Origin of the sequence: Pandoraea eparura (assembly GCF_902459725.1) — a bacterium.
Classification (GTDB): Bacteria; Pseudomonadota; Gammaproteobacteria; order Burkholderiales; family Burkholderiaceae; genus Pandoraea; species Pandoraea eparura.
Genome location: NZ_CABPSH010000008.1, coordinates 161925 through 179775 on the forward strand (window position 1 = coordinate 161925; position 17851 = coordinate 179775).

At 66.3% G+C, this 17851-nt stretch carries 17 protein-coding genes; 8 read left to right on the forward strand and 9 right to left on the reverse strand.

The annotated features are described in order from the left end of the window. Nucleotides 1–55 precede the first annotated feature (55 nt). Genes prmC through hemA form a run of 3 tightly spaced genes read right to left on the reverse strand, consistent with a single transcriptional unit; the run spans nt 56 to nt 3276 of the window. On the reverse strand, nt 56–913 hold the full coding sequence (gene prmC / locus PEP31012_RS16580; protein ID WP_150590404.1) for a peptide chain release factor N(5)-glutamine methyltransferase: 858 nt from the start codon (nt 911–913) through the stop codon (nt 56–58). Then, entirely contained in the window at nt 913–1995 is a 1083-nt protein-coding gene (gene prfA, locus PEP31012_RS16585) for a peptide chain release factor 1 (RefSeq protein WP_150590405.1), read from the reverse strand. The genes prmC and prfA overlap by 1 nt, the downstream gene beginning before the upstream one ends. Further along, on the reverse strand, nt 1996–3276 hold the full coding sequence (hemA, locus tag PEP31012_RS16590) for a glutamyl-tRNA reductase (RefSeq protein WP_150590406.1): 1281 nt from the start codon (nt 3274–3276) through the stop codon (nt 1996–1998). It lies immediately after the preceding gene. A 372-nt stretch (nt 3277–3648) separates the two neighbouring features. Between hemA and PEP31012_RS16595 the strand changes: the two genes are divergently transcribed. The 3 genes from PEP31012_RS16595 to PEP31012_RS16605 all read left to right on the forward strand — a co-directional run bounded on the left by PEP31012_RS16595 (nt 3649) and on the right by PEP31012_RS16605 (nt 5884). Continuing rightward, a complete protein-coding gene (locus PEP31012_RS16595) occupies nt 3649–3903 on the forward strand; it encodes a GlsB/YeaQ/YmgE family stress response membrane protein (RefSeq protein WP_150590407.1) in 255 nt (84 codons plus the stop codon). 21 nt (nt 3904–3924) lie between these two features. After that, nucleotides 3925–4164 (forward strand): GlsB/YeaQ/YmgE family stress response membrane protein, encoded by a 240-nt coding sequence (locus PEP31012_RS16600; RefSeq protein WP_150590408.1) that lies wholly within the window; start codon nt 3925–3927, stop codon nt 4162–4164. A gap of 220 nt (nt 4165–4384) precedes the next feature. Beyond that, the gene (locus tag PEP31012_RS16605) at nt 4385–5884 is read left to right on the forward strand and encodes an MDR family MFS transporter (protein ID WP_150590409.1); all 1500 of its coding nucleotides are present in this window, start codon (nt 4385–4387) and stop codon (nt 5882–5884) included. 127 nt (nt 5885–6011) lie between these two features. On the opposite strand, the gene ychF is transcribed toward PEP31012_RS16605, so the two are convergent. Then, nucleotides 6012–7106, reverse strand: a complete 1095-nt coding sequence (gene ychF, locus PEP31012_RS16610) for a redox-regulated ATPase YchF (protein ID WP_150590410.1) — start codon at nt 7104–7106, stop codon at nt 6012–6014. A 215-nt stretch (nt 7107–7321) separates the two neighbouring features. Further along, on the reverse strand, nt 7322–8191 hold the full coding sequence (ypfJ, locus tag PEP31012_RS16615) for a KPN_02809 family neutral zinc metallopeptidase (RefSeq protein WP_150590411.1): 870 nt from the start codon (nt 8189–8191) through the stop codon (nt 7322–7324). Between the two features lie 189 nt (nt 8192–8380). Here ypfJ and PEP31012_RS16620 point away from each other — a divergent pair, with 189 nt between their 5' ends. From PEP31012_RS16620 to PEP31012_RS16630, 3 genes are all read left to right on the forward strand, one after another. Further along, nucleotides 8381–9568 (forward strand): UbiH/UbiF family hydroxylase, encoded by a 1188-nt coding sequence (locus tag PEP31012_RS16620; protein WP_150590412.1) that lies wholly within the window; start codon nt 8381–8383, stop codon nt 9566–9568. 98 nt (nt 9569–9666) lie between these two features. Next, nucleotides 9667–10431 carry a DsbC family protein gene (locus tag PEP31012_RS16625; protein ID WP_150590413.1) on the forward strand — a complete coding sequence of 255 codons (765 nt, stop codon included), beginning with the start codon at nt 9667–9669 and terminating at the stop codon, nt 10429–10431. Nucleotides 10432–10464: 33 nt separating this feature from the next. Next, nucleotides 10465–12279 (forward strand): M61 family metallopeptidase, encoded by a 1815-nt coding sequence (locus PEP31012_RS16630; RefSeq protein WP_150590414.1) that lies wholly within the window; start codon nt 10465–10467, stop codon nt 12277–12279. A 37-nt stretch (nt 12280–12316) separates the two neighbouring features. On the opposite strand, the gene PEP31012_RS16635 is transcribed toward PEP31012_RS16630, so the two are convergent. After that, nucleotides 12317–13243, reverse strand: coding sequence for a LysR family transcriptional regulator (locus PEP31012_RS16635; protein WP_150590415.1), 927 nt, complete (start codon nt 13241–13243; stop codon nt 12317–12319). A 213-nt stretch (nt 13244–13456) separates the two neighbouring features. Here PEP31012_RS16635 and PEP31012_RS16640 point away from each other — a divergent pair, with 213 nt between their 5' ends. Together PEP31012_RS16640 and PEP31012_RS16645 are read left to right on the forward strand one after the other, a co-directional pair. Further along, entirely contained in the window at nt 13457–14056 is a 600-nt protein-coding gene (locus tag PEP31012_RS16640; protein WP_150590416.1) for an FMN-dependent NADH-azoreductase, read from the forward strand. A 72-nt stretch (nt 14057–14128) separates the two neighbouring features. Then, complete coding sequence (locus PEP31012_RS16645) at nt 14129–15040, forward strand: pirin-like C-terminal cupin domain-containing protein (RefSeq protein WP_150590417.1); 912 nt, start codon at nt 14129–14131, stop codon at nt 15038–15040. Nucleotides 15041–15100: 60 nt separating this feature from the next. On the opposite strand, the gene PEP31012_RS16650 is transcribed toward PEP31012_RS16645, so the two are convergent. The 3 genes from PEP31012_RS16650 to trpC form a co-directional block, all read right to left on the reverse strand. Next, nucleotides 15101–16105 carry a uracil-DNA glycosylase gene (locus tag PEP31012_RS16650; RefSeq protein ID WP_150590418.1) on the reverse strand — a complete coding sequence of 335 codons (1005 nt, stop codon included), beginning with the start codon at nt 16103–16105 and terminating at the stop codon, nt 15101–15103. A 77-nt stretch (nt 16106–16182) separates the two neighbouring features. After that, on the reverse strand, nt 16183–16878 hold the full coding sequence (locus PEP31012_RS16655; protein WP_150590419.1) for a CYTH domain-containing protein: 696 nt from the start codon (nt 16876–16878) through the stop codon (nt 16183–16185). 63 nt (nt 16879–16941) lie between these two features. Continuing rightward, a complete protein-coding gene (gene trpC, locus PEP31012_RS16660; RefSeq protein WP_150590420.1) occupies nt 16942–17754 on the reverse strand; it encodes an indole-3-glycerol phosphate synthase TrpC in 813 nt (270 codons plus the stop codon). Nucleotides 17755–17851: the final 97 nt, after the last annotated feature.

The window sequence follows — 17851 nt, forward strand, 5'->3', positions numbered from 1 at the left end:
AAAGTCGGCGTATCCGGCATTTTAGCGGTTTTCCGCCGCGTCCGTCGGCGCGCGCTCAGACGCGCCGGCCACCCGTGGTGCGCTCGATGCCGGCGAGGTCGCGCTCGGAGGCGACGTCGGCAAAGCCCGCGGCCAGGCAAAGCGCACGTACGTCGGCGGCCTGGTGGTAGCCGTGCTCGCAGAGCAGCCAGCCGTTCGGCAGCAAGCGCGAGGGCGCGCCGGCCACGATTGTGCGCAAGGCGGCGAGACCGTCCGCGTGATCCGTCAGGGCATCGACGGGTTCGAAGCGCAGATCCCCTTGCGAGAGATGGTCGTCGCCCGACACGATGTACGGTGGATTCGAGACGATGACGTCGAATGGCGCAGCGCTGGCCGGCAATGCGACATACCAATCGCTGGCGAGAAATGTAACGCACTCGGCCAGCCCGAGTTGCCGGGCGTTCTCGCGAGCAACGTCGAGCGCGTCGGGCGAGCGGTCAAGCGCCGTCACCTGGGCGTCGGGGCGGCTGTGCGCGATAGCCAGCGCAATCGCGCCGCTGCCCGTGCCCAGATCGAGCACACGCGGCGCACGGCGGCCGTCCAGACGCGCCAGCGCCAGCTCCACGAGCAATTCGGTCTCCGGCCGGGGAATCAGCACGGACGGGCTGACCGTCAGGGTCAGGCCGAAGAATTCCCGGGTGCCGGTCAGATACGCGATGGGTTCACCCGCCACGCGGCGTGCGTGCAGCGTGCGGTAGACGGCAAGCGTCTCGGGCGCCAGCGGCTCGCGGTCGCGGGTGATCAGTTGCGTGCAGGACCAGCCGAGGACGTGCGAGAGCAGGATGCGCGACTCCAGCGGCGGCAGCCCCGGCTCGCGCAGTAACGAGGCCACCGTGGCGACGTCGTGCCCGGCGTCGTGCGCACCGTGCGACATCAGGCGGCCTCGCCCAGCGACGCCAGTTGCTCGGCCTGATGCTCGGTGACGAGGGCGTTGATCAGATCGTCGAGATCGCCGTCCATGATGTATTCGAGCTTGTAGAGCGTGAGATTGATGCGGTGATCCGTCATCCGCCCTTGCGGGAAGTTGTACGTGCGAATGCGCTCCGAGCGGTCGCCCGAGCCGATCAGGCTCTTGCGCGTGGCGGCTTCCTTGGCTTGCTGGGCGCGCAGTTGGGCGTCCTTGATGCGTGCCGCCAGCACCTTGAGCGCCTTGTCCTTGTTGCGGTGCTGCGAGCGGTCGTCCTGGCATTCGACGACGATGCCTGTCGGCAAGTGCGTGATACGCACCGCCGAGTCGGTCTTGTTGACGTGCTGGCCGCCGGCGCCCGACGCGCGGAATGTGTCGATGCGGATATCGGCCGGGTTGATGTCGACTTCGGCGACGTCGTCGGCTTCCGGCATGACGGCCACCGTGCAGGCGGACGTGTGAATCCGGCCCTGCGTTTCCGTGGCCGGCACGCGCTGCACGCGATGGCCGCCCGACTCGAACTTGAGGCGGGAGTACGCCCCCTGACCGATCAAGCGAACGATGACTTCCTTGTAGCCGCCCAGATCCGATTCGCTGGCCGACATGATCTCAACCTGCCAGCGATGACGTTCGGCGTAGCGCGTGTACATGCGCAGCAGGTCGCCCGCGAACAGTGCCGATTCGTCGCCGCCGGTGCCCGCGCGGATTTCCAGGAAGATGTTGCGCTCGTCGTTGGGGTCGCGCGGCAGCAGCATGCGTTGCAGCGAGGCTTCCATGTCGTCCATGCGCGCCCGGGCGCTGGCCGCTTCGTCGTCGGCGAATTCGCGCATCTCGGGGTCGAGTGCCATCTCCTGCGCTGCCGCGACATCGCTCTGGGCCTGACGGTAGTGACGATATTGCTCGACGACGGGGGCCAGCTCGGCGTGTTCGCGCGTGAGCTTGCGGTAGTTGTCCAGATCGCGCGTGACGTCGCCCTGGCTCAATAGGCCATCAAGCTCGACCAGACGTTGCGTCAACTGGTCGAGCTTGGCTTGCATGCTCGCTTTCATCTATTTGTCGGCAGATCCCGAGGTGCGGAACAGTTCGGGAATGAGGTGAAGGATTTGCTCGCGCGAATCGCCGCGCGCCGTGTTGAGCGCGTGGGTCGGACCGTGCAGGAATTTCTTGGTGAGGGACTGGGACAGGGCTTCAAGCACGGCGGCGGGGTCGTCGCCGCGCGCGAGCATGCGCTGGGCACGCTCGAGTTCGGCGAGGCGCATGGCCTCGGCCGTGCCGTGGATGTCGCGGATGACGGGCACGACGCTGCGCGCGTCGAGCCATTGCATGAAGTGCTGCACACGTGTCTCGATGATCGCCTCGGCCTGCGCGACCGCGGCCTGACGCAGCGCATTGCCTTCGCGCACGACCGTGCCGAGATCGTCGACGGTGTACAGGAAGATATCGGTGAGACGGCCGACTTCCGGCTCGATGTCGCGCGGCACGGCCAGATCGACCATGAACATCGGCTTGTGCTTGCGGGCCTTGATGGCACGCTCGACGGCGCCCAGGCCGATCAGGGGCAACGTGCTGGCCGTGCACGACACGACGATGTCGAACTCGTGCAGGCGCTGCGGCAGCTCGGACAGGCGGATGGCTGTGCCGCCCAGCCGTTCGGCGAGCTTCTCGCCGCGCTCGGCGGTCCGATTGGCGATGTACAGGGCTTTCGGGTTCTGCGCGGCGAAGTGGGTGGCGCACAGGTCGATCATTTCGCCCGCGCCGATGAACAGCACCTGCTGCGTGCTGATGCTTTCGAAAATGCGTTGCGCCAGTCGCACCGCGGCGGCGGCCATCGAGACCGAATGCGCGCCGATCTCGGTCTGGCCGCGCACTTCCTTGGCCACGGCGAACGTGCGCTGGAAGAGCTGGTTCAGATAGGTGCCCAGTGCGCCTGCCTCGGCGGCGGTGCGCACGGCGTCCTTCAACTGGCCGAGGATCTGCGTCTCGCCCAGCACCATCGAGTCGAGCCCGCTCGCCACGCGAAACGCGTGACGCACGGCATCAGACTGGGGCAGGGCGTACAGATGGGGGGCCAGGTCGCTGGCCGGGATGTTGTGGAACTCGGCCAGCCAGTGCACGGCGCGCTCGCGGGCCGTGGCGTCGTCGGTGGCGCAGTAGATTTCCGTGCGATTGCACGTCGACAGAATGGCGGCCTCGGCGGCGCTCGACCTGCCGGTCCACAAGCCCTTGAGACCCGCCAGCGCCGGCTCGATCCGCTCGAACGGAAACGCCACCCGTTCGCGCAGCGAGACGGGCGCCGTGTGGTGGTTCAGGCCGAGAGCGAGCAGTTGCATGATGTGGGGGATCTAATAACCGCTGATTATAGCGCGTCGACGCGATGCCCGTTTTGGCGGCACCGCGTGCCCTGCGCGCCGGGACAGCGATGTGCCATGATCGCGCAGCCGCCCGGTTTTGACAAATACGCATCCCTTATACCCGGCATATCGTCGGTTATGCCCGCTTCCTCGGCCAGCCCGGACGGCCGGGGCAATCAGGGCAATCAGGGCAGAGCCGGGTCACCTTGGTCTTGTCGGGATGGCGCTGCCCGGCGTCCCGCGGTATCGCTCGCGATCCGGAGGGGGCGGACGCAGGCGTGCGACACCCTTGCCGAATCGTCCGATTTCGGGGCTATACTGCGTTCGGGTTCCCATCCTTGGAGAGACGTCATGGGCATCATCGGCACTATCGTTGTCGGTCTGGTCGTCGGCCTCATTGCGCGCGCCCTGCATCCCGGGCGGGACAGCATGGGCATCATCATGACCGTCATCCTCGGCATAGGCGGCGCGTTGCTCGCCAAATATGCCGGACAGTTCCTCCATCTCTACACCGAAGGTCAGTCGGCCGGCTGGATCGCGTCGATCGTGGGCGCCATCGTGCTGCTGGTGATCTACGGCGCCATCAAGCGCAACCGCGCGGCCTGACGCGGCGCACCGGCGCATTTCATGCATCTTCTCGTGCTCTTGCTCGTGGGGCTGGTGGCCGGCTGGCTCGCCAGCCTGGTGGTGGGTGGCGGCTTCGGCATCCTTGGCGACATGGTCGTGGGCGTGATCGGCGCGTTCGTCGGTGGCTGGTTGCTGCGGCATTTGGGCATTGCGCTCGGGTACGGCACGCTCGGGCGCATCATCACGGCCACTATCGGCGCCATCGTGCTGCTCGCGCTGTTGCGTCTGGTGCGACGTTAGGCCGCACCCGGCGGGTGCCGTACGCGTTTTCCCGCATTCGGCTATGCTTGACGCCATCGCCTGGCCCAAGTCGTCTTGACGACGTGGGCGGCATTGCCGCCACGTTCGATCCCGCCTTCCGCCATCCGGCGTGAGCGCTGCGCCCGACAGGGGGGCGGCGCTCACGCCTCGCAAGTCGCGTCACCAGATTCCGCCGATTTCCCCCACATCAAAAGCACACATGTCTGCGACACGCCCCTCCATGCGGCCATTCATCGTGGCATCCGTCATGGCAGCGACCTCCATGGTTGCCATCGAGGCCACGATCATTTCGACGGCCATGCCGCAAATCGTCGCCCAGCTTGGCGGTCTGCACTTATATAGCTGGGTGTTCTCTGCCTTTTTGCTCGCGCAGACGGCCATGACCGTGGTGTTCGGCAAGCTGGCCGATCTCTACGGTCGCAAGCCGGTCATGCTTGTGGGCATCGCCGTGTTCCTGGTGGCCTCGCTGGGGGGCGGGCTGGCGTGGTCCATGCCGGCGATGATTGTCTTCCGCCTGTTGCAGGGCGTAGGGGCGGCATGCATCCAGCCGGTCAGCCTGACCATCATCGCCGACTACTACCCGATCAGCGAGCGCGGCAAGGTGCAAGGCTATCTGGCGAGCGTGTGGGCCATCTCGGCGGTGCTCGGGCCGATGCTCGGCGGCATCATCATCCGCGACTTGTCGTGGTCCTGGATCTTCTGGATCAACATTCCGATCGGTCTGTTGGCGGCGGCCGGGTTCGTCGCCTATCTGCACGAGGCGGCGCCGCGCCAGCGGCCGAGCATCGACGCGCTGGGGGCCGTGTTCTTCGCGATTGCCGTGGCGGCGCTGATGATCGCGCTGACTGATGCGAACGCCTTCTCCGACACGCACGTCTGGGGCGGGGTGCTGGTGTGCGCCGTCGCGTCGCTGCTGTTCGTCTGGCAGGAGCGGCGTGCGCAGGACCCGATGATCTCGTTCGCGCTGTGGAAGCGCCGGCCGATTGCGGCGGCGAATGCGGCGACGCTGCTCTCGGGCATGGTGCTCATGGGGCTGACGACCTTCCTGCCGATGTATGCGCAGGGGGTGTTGCGCCAGACGCCGGTCGTGGCGGGCATGGCGCTCACGATGATCATGGTCGGCTGGCCGATCGGCTCGACGGTCGCCGCCAAGACCTTCACGCGCTATGGCCTGCGGCGCATTCTCGTGGGCGGCAGCCTGCTGATGCCGGTGGGCGGGATCGTCTTCGCGCTGCTTGGGCCGAGCAGCTCGCCGCTGCTGGCCGGGTTCGGGTCGTTGCTGATGGGCTTTTCGATGGGCACGGGCAGCGTGAGCGCGCTCGTGCTGATTCAGGAGCTGGTCGATCCGTCGCAGCGCGGCAGTGCCACGGCATCGAACATCTTCTCGCGGAACCTGGGCAGCACGCTGGGCGCGACGCTCTTCGGCGCCGTGCTGAACTTCGGCTTGACGCATTCGAGCGGGCTGGCGCCGGTCACCTCCGACCAGTTGCGTCATGTGCTGGAAGACCGGGGCGTGTCGACGCTGGCCGATCAGGCGATTCGCGCGGTGCTGCAACATTCGCTGCACCTCACGTTCCTGTCGATCCTGGCGATCTCGATCGGGGTCGTGCTGCTGTTGCTGCTGGTGCCGACCAACGCCGTCGACCGTTCGCGCGACACGTCGCGTGACAAACCGGAGTTCGTGCCCGGCGGACATTGATTGACGCGGCGGTTGTCGCGTGGAGGCCAATGAGAGGGCGCAGGAACGCGCGACGGTTTCAGTATCCCAAAAACAAAACACCCCGGCGCGATGGCCGGGGTATTCGTTGTCTGGCGAGGCTACAGCGTCAGACGTTGAACAGGAAGTTCATGACATCGCCATCGTGCACGACATACTCCTTGCCTTCGGCGCGCATCTTGCCCGCTTCCTTCGCGCCCTGTTCGCCCTTGAACTGAATGTAGTCGTCGAAGGCGATGGTTTGCGCGCGAATGAAGCCGCGTTCGAAGTCGGTGTGGATCACGCCAGCGGCCTGCGGGGCCGTGTCGCCCACGTGGATCGTCCAGGCGCGCACTTCCTTCACGCCCGCGGTGAAGTATGTCTGCAGACCCAGCAGCTTGAAGCCCGCGCGGATCACGCGATCCAGGCCCGGCTCGTCCATGCCCATGTCGGCCAGGAATTCCGCCTTGTCGGCGTCGTCCATATCGCCAATCTCCGCCTCGATGGCCGCACACACCGCCACCACCGGCGCGTTCTCGGCTTCCGCGTACTTGCGCACCGCTTCCAGATGCGGATTGTTCTCGAAGCCATCGTCCTTCACGTTCGCGACATACATCGTCGGCTTGGCCGTGATCAGGCAGAACGGCTTGATCAGCGCCAGCTCGTCGTCCGACAGCTTGATCGAGCGCACCGGACGCGCTTCGTTGAGCACCGGCGCCACCTTTTCCAGCACCGCCACCAGCTTGGCGGCTTCCTTGTCGTTGCCCGACTTCGCCGCCTTCGTGTAGCGCTGCAACGCCTTCTCGACCGTGGCCAGGTCGGCCAGCGCCAGCTCGGTGTTGATGACTTCGATGTCCGAGATCGGATTCACCTTGCCCGCCACGTGGATGACGTTTTCGTCCTCGAAGCAACGCACGACGTGCGTGATGGCGTCCGTCTCGCGGATGTTGGCGAGGAACTGGTTGCCCAACCCCTCACCCTTGGACGCGCCCGCCACCAGGCCGGCAATGTCCACGAACTCGACCGTCGCCGGCATGATCCGCTCTGGCTTGACGATCTCGGCCAGCTTGCCCAGACGCGGGTCCGGCACTTCCACCACGCCGACATTCGGCTCGATGGTGCAGAACGGATAGTTCTCGGCAGCGATGCCCGCTTTGGTCAACGCGTTGAAAAGGGTCGACTTGCCGACGTTGGGCAAGCCGACGATGCCGCATTTGAGGCTCATGCTAAATCCTGTCTAATCCGATAAATGCGCCGACAAGTGCGCCGGGGGTGCGCCTGGGATGCGCCGGGAGAGCGCCGTGGACTGCGCCGGTGATTGCGTCGCGGAAAGTCCGCTATTGTACCCGTTCTGCCGCCAACGGCGCCCTGGGGGCTAAGGTGCCAGCCTCGTTCCAGTTCTGAGCCAGCCCCCTTGACGCCCACCGCCCGGGATACCGCTCAACTCAGGGACTTCGCCGAGAACGTGTCGCACTTGCGCATGTCGCCATACTGCAACCCCTGGCGAAGCCAATACACGCGCTGCGCGCTCGTGCCGTGCGTAAACGACTCCGGCACCACGCGGCCCTGCGCCTGCTGCTGCAGCCGGTCGTCGCCGATCGCCGCCGCCGTCTTCAGCCCCTGCTCGACGTCGCCCGGCTCCAGCAACTGCTGGTTGGCCTTCTCGGCATTGTTCGCCCAGACGCCAGCGAAGCAGTCGGCCTGCAATTCCAGTCGCACCGACAACGCATTGGCCTGCGCCTCGCTCATGCGGCGCCGCGCCTCATCGAATTTCTCGGAAATCCCCAGCAGATTCTGGATGTGATGGCCCACTTCGTGCGCGATCACGTACGCCTGCGCGAAGTCGCCACCCGCGCCGAAGCGCTGGCGCAACTCGTCATAGAACGCCAGATCGATGTACACCTTGCTGTCGCCCGGACAGTAGAACGGCCCCATCGCCGTTTGTCCGGTGCCGCATGCCGTGGGCGTCGCGCCAGAGAAAAGCACCAACTTCGGCGCCACGTACTGGCGGTTCACTTGCTGCGGGAATACCGTCGCCCACGTTCGCTCGATGTTGCCGAGCACCTTGCGGGTGAAGACCGTCTTGGGATCGTGGGCTGGCGTGGCGTTCGGCGCGGACTGGGGCTGTGACGATGTCTGCCCCTGAAGCATCTGCGAGCCCTGGATGATCACGCGCGGATCGATCCCGAAGAAATACGAGGCGGCCAGCGCCACCACGATCGTGCCGATGCCAATGGTGGTGCGTCCCCCGAAACCGCCCCCTCGGCGATCTTCGACGTTGTCGCTTTCGGATTCGTTGTCGAGGCGCATTGACGGACTCCCTGTCTGATATTCGATATGCGCGCCAGTATAGCGCCGGCCCGTGGCGCGCGACGCTGTGCCACAGCCCGCCCCCGGGCGACCGGGCGTCGTTTGCGCGGCAGGCGTGCGACAATACGGCATCTCGTTTTCTGAACCAGCCGGCTCGCGCGATTCAGGCGCTGGCGCGGTATTCGCCGCATGTCTCTAACGCACACCTCCAGCCAAACGCACGATGTCGTCGTCGTCGGTGGCGGTCTGGTCGGCAAGGCCGCCGCCCTGCTGCTTTCGCAGGCACGCCTGTCCGTCGCACTGCTCGCCCAGCCGGCTGCGGCCGCGCCCGCCATGGGCGATCTGTGGGACGCCCGCATCTACTCGCTCTCGTCCAGCTCGCAGGCGCTCTTCGAGCGCATGCGCGTCTGGCAGGCCGTCGACCCCGCACGCGTCAATCCTGTCTACGACATGGAAGTCTTCGGCGACGAGCGTGGCAGCTTGCATTTCTCCGCGTACCAGGCCGCCGTGCCGCAACTCGCCTGGATCGCCGAATCGTCGAACCTCGAACGCGCGCTCGACGCCGCCTTGCGATTCTCCCCGCAAGTGCAATGGCTCGACGCCCGCGCCGACGCGCTCGAAGTCGATGCCGCGGCCGCCTCGGTGCGTCTGTCGGACGGCAAGACCCTGCGCGCGTCGCTCGTGGTCGGTGCCGACGGCGCCCACTCGTGGGTGCGCAGCGCCGCCGGGCTGGACGGCTCGGTACGTCCGTACGAGCAACTCGGCGTGGTGTGCAATTTCCGCGCGGAGCGGGCGCATCGCGACACGGCATTCCAATGGTTCCACGACGGCGAGATCATCGCGCTGCTGCCCCTGCCCGATCAGCACGTCTCGCTTGTCTGGTCCGCCGCCCAGGATCACGCCCAGGCGTTGCTCGCGCTTGATCCCAAAGATCTCGCTGAACGCGTCGGCACTTTCTCGAACGTTGAACTCGGTCAACTCACGCCGGTCTCATCGCGCGCCCAGGGGTTCCCGCTCGTGCTCGCGCAGGCCAAACGCCTGATCGCCCCGCGCGTGGCGCTGGTCGGCGACGCGGCGCACGTCGTGCATCCGCTCGCGGGCCAGGGGATGAACCTCGGATTGCGCGACGTGGCGGCGCTTGGCGACGCGCTCGCCGGCCGCGAATCGTTCCGCGATTGCGGCGACGCGGCGGTATTGCGTCGCTACGAGCGCGCCCGCAAGGAAGACATCGGCAGCATGGCGCTCACGACGGACGGCCTGCACAAGCTGTTTGCCACGCGCAATCCGCTGGCCAGATTCGTGCGCAACGCGGGGCTCGACAGCGTGAACGTGCTGCCCTTCGTCAAGAAATTCCTGATCGGCCGCGCGTTGGGCTGACCCCGTCGGGCGCCTGTTCCGGCCCGTTCCACCCCATGCCGGTCGATACCGCGCGTGCCCGACGCACCGCTGGCTCGACACCCTACTGGAGATATTCGATGTTGCAACGTTATCGCGCCGCGGCGCTCGCAGCGCTCGGTCTGGCGGCAGTTTGCGCCGCGACGGTCACGACGCTCGCCGTCGCGCAGAACAAGGCCGACGCAGCGCTCGACCGCGTGAAGGCCGCCGTGCAGAAGACGCTCGGCGCCGACGCCCCTGTCAAGTCGGTGGCCCGCACGCCCATCCCCGGACTCTTTGAGGTGGGGGTCGGCGGCGACATCATCTATGTCGACGAGAAGGCGAAATACGTGATCGTCGGCGGCAACCTCGTCGATACGAAGACGCGTCAGAGCCTGACCGAAGCGAGTCAGTCGGAACTGAACAAGATCGACTTCGCCAAGCTGCCGCTCGATCGCGCCATCAAGTACGTGAAGGGCAACGGCAGCCGCAAGGTCGCCGTGTTCTCGGATCCGAACTGCCCGTACTGCAAGCGCTTCGAGGAAACGCTCAAGACGTCGAAGCTCGACAACATCACGGTCTACACCTTCCTCTACCCGGTGCTCGGCCCGGACTCTGACGCGAAGTCGAAGGCGATCTGGTGCGCCCCGAATCGACTCACGGCATGGCATGACTGGATGCTCGACAAGAAGCTGCCGCCGACCCCCGCGGCCACGTGCAACGACGACGGGGTGACGCAGAACGTGGCGCTGGGCCATCGGTTCAACGTGACGGGTACGCCGACGATCATTCTGTCCGACGGCCGCCGTCTGCCGGGCGCCGTGCCCGCCGAAGCCCTGGAAAAGGCGCTCGCCACGCTCAAGTAACCGAGCGTCCCGACAACAAGAAGCCGCCACCTCATGAAAGCCACGTCTGCCCAGCCTGCCATCCGGTATGCGATTGTTCCGAAGTCGCCCGCCGCGCATCTGTTCGAAGTCACCGTCACGGTCTCGCATCCCGCCCCCGAAGGGCAGCGGTTCACGCTGCCCGCATGGATTCCGGGCAGCTACATGGTGCGCGAGTTCGCTCGCAACATCGTGACGATCGGCGCGACGTGCCGCGGCCGCAAGGTGGCGCTCGACAAGCTCGACAAGCACACCTGGCAGGCGGCGCCGTGCAAGGGCACGCTGATCGTGACCTACGAGGTGTACGCGTGGGACCTGTCCGTGCGCGCCGCGCACCTCGACGACACGCACGGCTTCTTCAACGGCACGAGCGTGTTCCTGCGCGTCGAAGGCCAGGAACAGTCACCGTGTGAAGTCGACGTGCTGCGCCCGCGCGGTGCGGCGTTCAAGGCGTGGCGCGTCGCGAGCGCGCTGACGCCGGCCGAAGGCACGGCGGCGCTCGACTTCGGGCGCTACCTGGCCGCCGACTACGACGAGCTGATCGACTCGCCGGTTGAGATGGGGACCTTCGTGCACGGCACGTTCAAGGCCTGCGGCGTGACGCACGAAGTCGCCATCACAGGCCCGGTGCCGAATCTCGATCTCGATCGCTTGCTGCGCGACATGAAGAAGATCTGCGAAGCGCAGATCCGGTTGTTCGAGCCGGGCGCCGGTTCGCGCGCGCGCGTGCCGATGTCGCGCTACGTCTTCCTGCTCATGACGCTCGGCGAGGGCTACGGCGGTCTGGAACACCGGGCCTCCACGGCGCTGCTCGCGAGCCGCAACGATTTGCCGGTGCAGGGACAGGCGCGCATGAGCGAGGCCTATCGCGGCTTCCTCGGTCTGGTCAGTCACGAGTATTTCCACACGTGGAACGTCAAGCGCATCAAGCCGGCGGTGTTCGCGCCGTATGTGCTCGATCGCGAGGTGTACACGCGGCTGCTCTGGCTGTTCGAAGGTTTCACGTCCTATTACGACGATCTGATGCTGGTGCGCAGTGGCGTGATCGCCCCCGCCGACTACTACGACCTCGTCGCCAAGACGGTGGCGAGCGTGTTACGCGGCAGCGGTCGTCTCAAGCAGAGCGTGGCCGAGAGTTCGTTCGATGCCTGGACGAAGTACTACCGTCAGGACGAAAACGCACCGAACGCCATCGTCAGCTATTACACGAAGGGCTCGCTGGTCGCGCTCGCGCTCGATCTGACGATTCGTTCGAAGACGCGCGGCCAGAAGTCGCTCGATGACATCATGCGCGCGCTGTGGCAACGCTATGGCCGCGATTTCTACCGCGGCGCGCCCGTGGGCATCGACGAGGACGCCGTGCAGCCGTTCTTCGAGGAAGTCTCGGGACTCGACCTGTCGGATTTCTTTGCCACGGCCATCCACGGCACGCGCGATCTGCCGATCAAGACGCTGCTCGAACGCGTGGGTCTCACGCTGGAACCGGTCACGCCTGAGGACGGTCGTCCGGCGCTGGGGGTGAAGACGGCAAAGCGCGGCGACGACCTCACGCTCTCGCAGGTGCTCGACGGGGGCGCGGCGCAAGCTGCCGGATTGTCGGCGGGCGATGTGCTGGTCGCCATCGACGGGCTGCGCGTGACGCACGCCAATCTCGACAAGCTGCTCGAGCGCTATCGGCCGGGCAACCGGGTGACGGTCCATGCGTTCCGCCGTGATGCGTTGCGCGAGACCGCGCTCACGCTCGACGCGCCGGAGATTTCGAAATATCGCATCGCCGAGACGCGCGATCGCCCCGCGGCACAGCGTCGCGACAAGTGGCTGTCGGCCTGACGCAATGAGGGGCTGAGCGGCTGAAGGGCCGCGCCCGTCAGCCTGGCACCGTCGGGTCCCGGTTCTCCTCGGGACACGACTTGGCGACCGCGAGCATGTGCTCGATGAAGACCTGCGTCTTGCGCGGCAGGAAGCGCCGCGACGGCGTGACCAGATGCACCGGGCTGGACGGTAACGACCACTCGGGCAGCACCTTGATCAGACGGCCGGTGCGCAACGCATCCTCGGCCAGGATATCCGTCAGCGCGGCGATGCCGCTGCCTGCCACCGTCATCTCTTTGACCATCCCCATGCTGTTGACCTGGATCGCCCCGTGCATGGTGATGTCGGCACGCTGGCGCCCCTTGTGCAGCGTGTCCGCGTTGAACAGACGCCGCGCGCCCTGCAGGATCACGAAGCGATGTCCCGCCAGCTCATCGGGCGTGGCGGGCAACCCCGTCGCACTCAGATACAGCGGGCTGGCATACAGACTGCGCGTGAGCTTGAGGAGCGGGCGCGCCACGAGGGTGGAATCGGAGAGTTGTCCGGCACGAATGGCCACGTCGATGCGTTCGGCGATCAGATCGACCTGTCGCGAACTCAGATCGACATCCACCGTGATCTCGGGGTAGGCGGCGCAGAATGTCGCGAGCGGCACGGCCAGCCACTGCACCGCCAGGTCGCCGGGCGCCGTAATGCGAAGCCGTCCGCGCGGCTTGCTCGACAACTGCGACGCGAAGTCTCGCGTCTCTTCCACTTCCTCGAGAATCGGCAGGCAACGCTCGTAATACGCCTCGCCCACTTCGGTCAGTTCCAGTCGCCGTGTGGTCTTGTGCAGCAGCTTCGTGCCCAGCCGCGTCTCCAGTCGCGACAGACGCCGGCTCACCGTCGCCTTGGGCAGATCGAGCCGCTCGCCGGCCCGCGTGATGCTGCCGGAGCGCACGACCTCCGCAAAGATCAGCATGTCATTCAGATCGTCAATCATCGCGCACGCTCCTCGGTGACGCGACCATCCGGCAAAGGGGGAGGGATGGCGCACATTGTTCCAAAATGGGAACAAACAATTCGATTTTACCGGCTTGTTTCATTTTTGTGGGTAACTAGAATTCATACCAAGCCGACGCGCCATTCACGGCAATCCCGAGACGGGGGCCAGCGCGGACGGATTTTCGAACCCCCAGGCTCAGGAGCCAGTGACATGACCACGATTCTGCAAATCAATTCCGCCGCCCGTTCGCAAGGCGCCAACTCGACCACGCTCGCCAACGAATCCGTGGCGCAACTGGCCGTGAAGCACCCGGGTGCCAAGGTCGTCGTGCGCGATCTGTTGGCCGATGGCGTGCCGCACCTGGACGAAGCCGTGATCGGCGCGTTTTTCACGCCGGAAGACCAGCGCTCGGCCGAACAAAACGCCATCATCGCCCGCAGCGACGAACTGATCGCCGAAATTCAGGCCGCCGACTATGTCGTGTTCGGCGTGCCGCTGTACAACTTCCAGGTGCCGTCGCAACTGAAGGCGTACTTCGACTGGATCGCCCGTGCCCGCGTGACCTTCCGCTATCGTGAAGATGGCACCGTGGAAGGCCTGATCCAGGGCAAGAAGGTGATCGTGGCGTTCGCCCGCGGCGGCAACTACAAGGACACGCCGGCCGACAGCCAGACCCCGTACCTCAAGACGATTCTTGGCTTTCTGGGCATGACGGACGTGACGTTCATCTTCGCGGAAGGCCTGGCGCGTGGTCCGGAATCGGCGGCTGCCGGGTTCGCGAACGCGCGCGAAGCCATCGCAGCGCTCTGAGCCCTCGGGCCGACGCTGCTGCTATCGCTGTTACCACCGTTACCGCTGCCTCCCGCACGCGCAGGTACCCCCATGGCCCATCCGACGCCCTTGCATCCGCGTCAGACGAAGCGTCCGGCGGCTCACGCCGACGCGAGCGCCATCCCGCGCGTGCTTCCCGTCACCCAGCCCGGCCGCTGCGCCGCGGCTGCGGGGGCGGGCGTTTTCGATCAGGTCGCCGAAACGGATCCGTTTCTGTCGATCGATCGCTTCCGTCGTCACGGCGCGTGCATACCGCCTCATCCGCATGCCGGATGCGTGGTGGCGACCTACCTGTTTCCCGAATCCACGACGTCGCTGCGCTGCCGTCACGCCCATCACGGCGACGACAGGCTGCGTGCCGGCGATCTGCTCTGGCTCGAAGCCAACTGCGGCACGGTACACGAGGACATTCCCGAGAGCGCCGACGGTACGGCGCGCGGCATACGGATGATCGTGAGCCGCGCTGGCCGCCATGCGCGCGGCGCGCCCGCGCAAACCGTGGTGCGCGCCGAGGCCATGCCGCATTGGCGCGAAGGCGCGGTTGACCTGACGTTGATCTGCGGGCAGTGGGGCGAGCATCATGTCGCCCGTGCCGAAGGTGAGCGCACGACGCTGCTGCAGCTCGACTGGCGCGACGACGGGTTGCGCACCTTGACGATCCCGTGCGATGGTCGTCGTTGGGTCGCATTGATCGCGCAGGGCGAGGCGGCGCTGGCCAATCATGCCTTACGGGCGGAAGGCGCCGGTGCGCAAGCGATGTTGCTGCCGCCCGGGGCGTGGCAACTGGCCGGACGCGCCGGCGCACGCCTCATGCTCGCCGGCGGCGAGCCGCTCGCCGAACCCGTGGTCTATCGCGGCAACTTCGCAGCGCGCGACGAGAGCGACCTCGTGGCGCTCACACGCCGCTATCAGCAGGGCGCGATGGGCACACTGACGCCAATTTACGCGTCATCGAGCGACTGAGTCACCCCCGCAACCGCACTACGCTCTGCGCCTCAGGCCTTACGCCTCAGCCCCTACGCCTTACGCTGGCAGGTGCCAGTCGATGGGCGTTTTGCCGTGCTGTTCGAGGAACGCATTGGCGGCGCTGAAGTGGCCGCAGCCCAGGAAGCCGCGATGTGCCGAGAGCGGCGAGGGGTGCGGGGCTTCGAGCAGCAGGTGAGCGTGACCGGCAAGCAGCGGCGCCTTGGCCTGCGCATGGCTGCCCCACAGCAGGAAGACCAGCGGCCCTTGCTGCGCGGCCAGCCCCTTGAGTAGCGTGTCGGTGCAAGCTTGCCATCCCCCCTTCTTGAACGGCTTCGCGTGACTCGCCGCGTTGCCTGCTTCCACGGTCAACGTCGTGTTGAGCAACAGCACGCCCTGCTTCGCCCAGGCATCGAGATTGCCGTGCGGCGGCGCAGCGATCCCCAGGTCGCGCTCGATTTCCTTGTAGATGTTTCTCAGCGACGGCGGCACGCGCACACCGCGTTGCACGGAAAACGCCAGGCCGTGCGCCTGCGCGATGCCGTGATCGTCGCCGTGATAAGGGTCCTGCCCGAGGATCACGACCTTCACGTCGGCGGGCAACGTCATGCGCAGCGCGTGGAAGATGTCCGCCGGGTAGACGGTTCTGCCGGCGGCGACTTCGGCGTCGACGTAGCGACACAGCGGTGCATAGGCGTCGCTCTGGACGAATGGTGCGACCAATGTCTTCCACTCGCCGGGCAAGGCGGCGAACTGATCTTCGACGCGCCCCTTGAGTGGGCCGGCGATGTCAGCGCTCGCGGCTACCGACTCGGCGATTGACGTGACGGGCTTCGATGCAGACGTCACCGGCGCGCCCGCTTTCGGCGGACGACCGCGTCGACGCGGTGATGGCGCGGTGGGAACGGCGGGAGCAACGACGCCAGCGACATCAGCGACATCGGCGGGGAGCTGCGGCGAAGCCGTCGTGTCGTTCGTTCCTGCCACTGGCGTCGGGTCGTCGAACAGCGAGCGTTGCCGTTCATCGGCAGGCGACAGGGATGCTGCGCGTGAGCGTGAGGTCATTCGATGCGTCGTTTGAGTGGGCTTGAGTGGACTTGAGCGAGTGCAACGTGTGTCGCGCCGGTATCCGAGCGGGACACTCAGCGACCGAGCACCTTTTGCCGCAGACGATACCCGCGCTGCGCCTTGCTCACGTTGTCGCTCTGCAATTCGGGCAGGACGTCGCGCAGTTCCTGCGCGAGCGCATGCAGAATGCGTTCGCCTTGCCCCTCGCGGTCGTCGTCCGGGGCGTCGAGCAGTTCCAGTTCTACCTCCACTAGCGGTTCCGTATGACGCGTGCCATCGGCTTGCACCGCGACTTCGCCCCGGTCGAATGCAATCTCGACGACAGTCCCGTCTCCTGCGATATAGCGCCACAGGCGTCGTACGAAATTCGTCTCGAACTGTGCGACGACATTCGCTCCCTCGGTGCGCAGCAGATCCGCCGTGCCGGGCACGTCGCAAGCGGCGATCAGCGGCGCGAGTTCGAGCGCTTCGCCCTGCACCGCTTGCTCCCACTCGTGACGCACATGCAGCCCGTCGCGCGCCTCACCCACCGACTTGAGCGTTTGCAGCCATTGTCCGGGGTGGCCGTCGCGCGCCACGAAACGCAACCGCAGCGCTGCCTTCGCTTGCGCGAGCGCCAGCGTGGGCGTGTCGAAATAGCGATTGACGAGATGCCGTTCCCCCCGGGCTTCTGCCCCAGGCAAACGGTCGAGGTGGGAAATCAGCGCGTCGGCGCGCTCGGCTGACAGATCGCCCGGGAGGGCCAGTTTGAGTTCGCGTTCGATGGCCATCGGGGCCGCTCCTGTGAGAAGGACGCCGCGCCACCGATCGCTCGCGTGGCGCGTGGCAGGGGATCAGCGGGGCATGTCGAACAGCGTGGCGAGCGCCTCGCCCGGTTCCGGCGCGCGCATGAAGGCTTCGCCGACGAGGAAGGCATTGACGCCCGCCGCGCGCATGCGCGTCACGTCGTCGCGCGACAGAATACCCGACTCCGTCACGACCACACGATCGTCCGGAATGTGTTTCAACAGACCGAGCGTCGTGTCGAGCGACACGTCGAAGGTGTGGAGGTTGCGATTGTTGATGCCCAGCAGCGGCGTGCTCAGCTCGAGCCCGGCGACCAGCTCCTGACCGTTGTGCACCTCGACGAGCACCGCCATGCCCAGCTCGTGGGCTTGTGCTTCGAGATCGCGCATATGGGCCAGCTCCAGCGCCGCGGCGATGAGCAGAATGCAGTCGGCGCCCATCTCGCGCGCCTCGTACACCTGGTAGGCGTCGATCATGAAGTCCTTGCGCAGCACCGGCAGATCGCAGGCGGCGCGCGCGGACTTCAGATACTCGGGCGAGCCCTGGAAGAACTGCACATCGGTGAGCACCGACAGGCAGGCCGCACCGCCTTTCTGATACGACTCGGCGATTTGCGGCGGGACGAAATGCTCGCGAATCACGCCCTTCGACGGGCTGGCCTTCTTGATCTCGGCGATCACGCCGGCCAATCCGCCGTCGAGCTTGGCGCGCACTGCGCCCACGAAATCGCGTGCGCGCAGCGCGCTGTCGGCGACGGTGGCTTCGGCGTCGCGGCGCAGGCTCGCGAGGTCACGCACGCGCTTCGCAGCGGCGACTTCTTCAGCCTTGACGGCCAGGATCTTGTCGAGAACGGTAGACATATCGATGGATGACTCGGGTGCTACGGAATGTGATCGGCGTCATCGGAAACGACGCCTGTCGTAATCGAAATCGGGAGGGGCCGATGCGGTACCGTCG

What these genes read in the sequence shown, in the direction of transcription:
- PEP31012_RS16595 (WP_150590407.1), top strand. Translation starts at nt 3,649, where the DNA reads ATGGGCATCATCGGCACTATCGTTGTCGGTCTGGTCGTCGGCCTCATT.
- PEP31012_RS16640 (WP_150590416.1), top strand. Translation starts at nt 13,457, where the DNA reads ATGACCACGATTCTGCAAATCAATTCCGCCGCCCGTTCGCAAGGCGCC.
- PEP31012_RS16645 (WP_150590417.1), top strand. Translation starts at nt 14,129, where the DNA reads ATGGCCCATCCGACGCCCTTGCATCCGCGTCAGACGAAGCGTCCGGCG.
- PEP31012_RS16655 (WP_150590419.1), bottom strand. Translation starts at nt 16,878, where the DNA reads ATGGCCATCGAACGCGAACTCAAACTGGCCCTCCCGGGCGATCTGTCA.
- prmC (WP_150590404.1), bottom strand. Translation starts at nt 913, where the DNA reads ATGTCGCACGGTGCGCACGACGCCGGGCACGACGTCGCCACGGTGGCC.
- ypfJ (WP_150590411.1), bottom strand. Translation starts at nt 8,191, where the DNA reads ATGCGCCTCGACAACGAATCCGAAAGCGACAACGTCGAAGATCGCCGA.
- PEP31012_RS16630 (WP_150590414.1), top strand. Translation starts at nt 10,465, where the DNA reads ATGAAAGCCACGTCTGCCCAGCCTGCCATCCGGTATGCGATTGTTCCG.
- prfA (WP_150590405.1), bottom strand. Translation starts at nt 1,995, where the DNA reads ATGAAAGCGAGCATGCAAGCCAAGCTCGACCAGTTGACGCAACGTCTG.
- PEP31012_RS16600 (WP_150590408.1), top strand. Translation starts at nt 3,925, where the DNA reads ATGCATCTTCTCGTGCTCTTGCTCGTGGGGCTGGTGGCCGGCTGGCTC.
- hemA (WP_150590406.1), bottom strand. Translation starts at nt 3,276, where the DNA reads ATGCAACTGCTCGCTCTCGGCCTGAACCACCACACGGCGCCCGTCTCG.
- trpC (WP_150590420.1), bottom strand. Translation starts at nt 17,754, where the DNA reads ATGTCTACCGTTCTCGACAAGATCCTGGCCGTCAAGGCTGAAGAAGTC.
- PEP31012_RS16605 (WP_150590409.1), top strand. Translation starts at nt 4,385, where the DNA reads ATGTCTGCGACACGCCCCTCCATGCGGCCATTCATCGTGGCATCCGTC.
- PEP31012_RS16620 (WP_150590412.1), top strand. Translation starts at nt 8,381, where the DNA reads ATGTCTCTAACGCACACCTCCAGCCAAACGCACGATGTCGTCGTCGTC.
- PEP31012_RS16650 (WP_150590418.1), bottom strand. Translation starts at nt 16,105, where the DNA reads ATGACCTCACGCTCACGCGCAGCATCCCTGTCGCCTGCCGATGAACGG.
- PEP31012_RS16635 (WP_150590415.1), bottom strand. Translation starts at nt 13,243, where the DNA reads ATGATTGACGATCTGAATGACATGCTGATCTTTGCGGAGGTCGTGCGC.
- ychF (WP_150590410.1), bottom strand. Translation starts at nt 7,106, where the DNA reads ATGAGCCTCAAATGCGGCATCGTCGGCTTGCCCAACGTCGGCAAGTCG.
- PEP31012_RS16625 (WP_150590413.1), top strand. Translation starts at nt 9,667, where the DNA reads ATGTTGCAACGTTATCGCGCCGCGGCGCTCGCAGCGCTCGGTCTGGCG.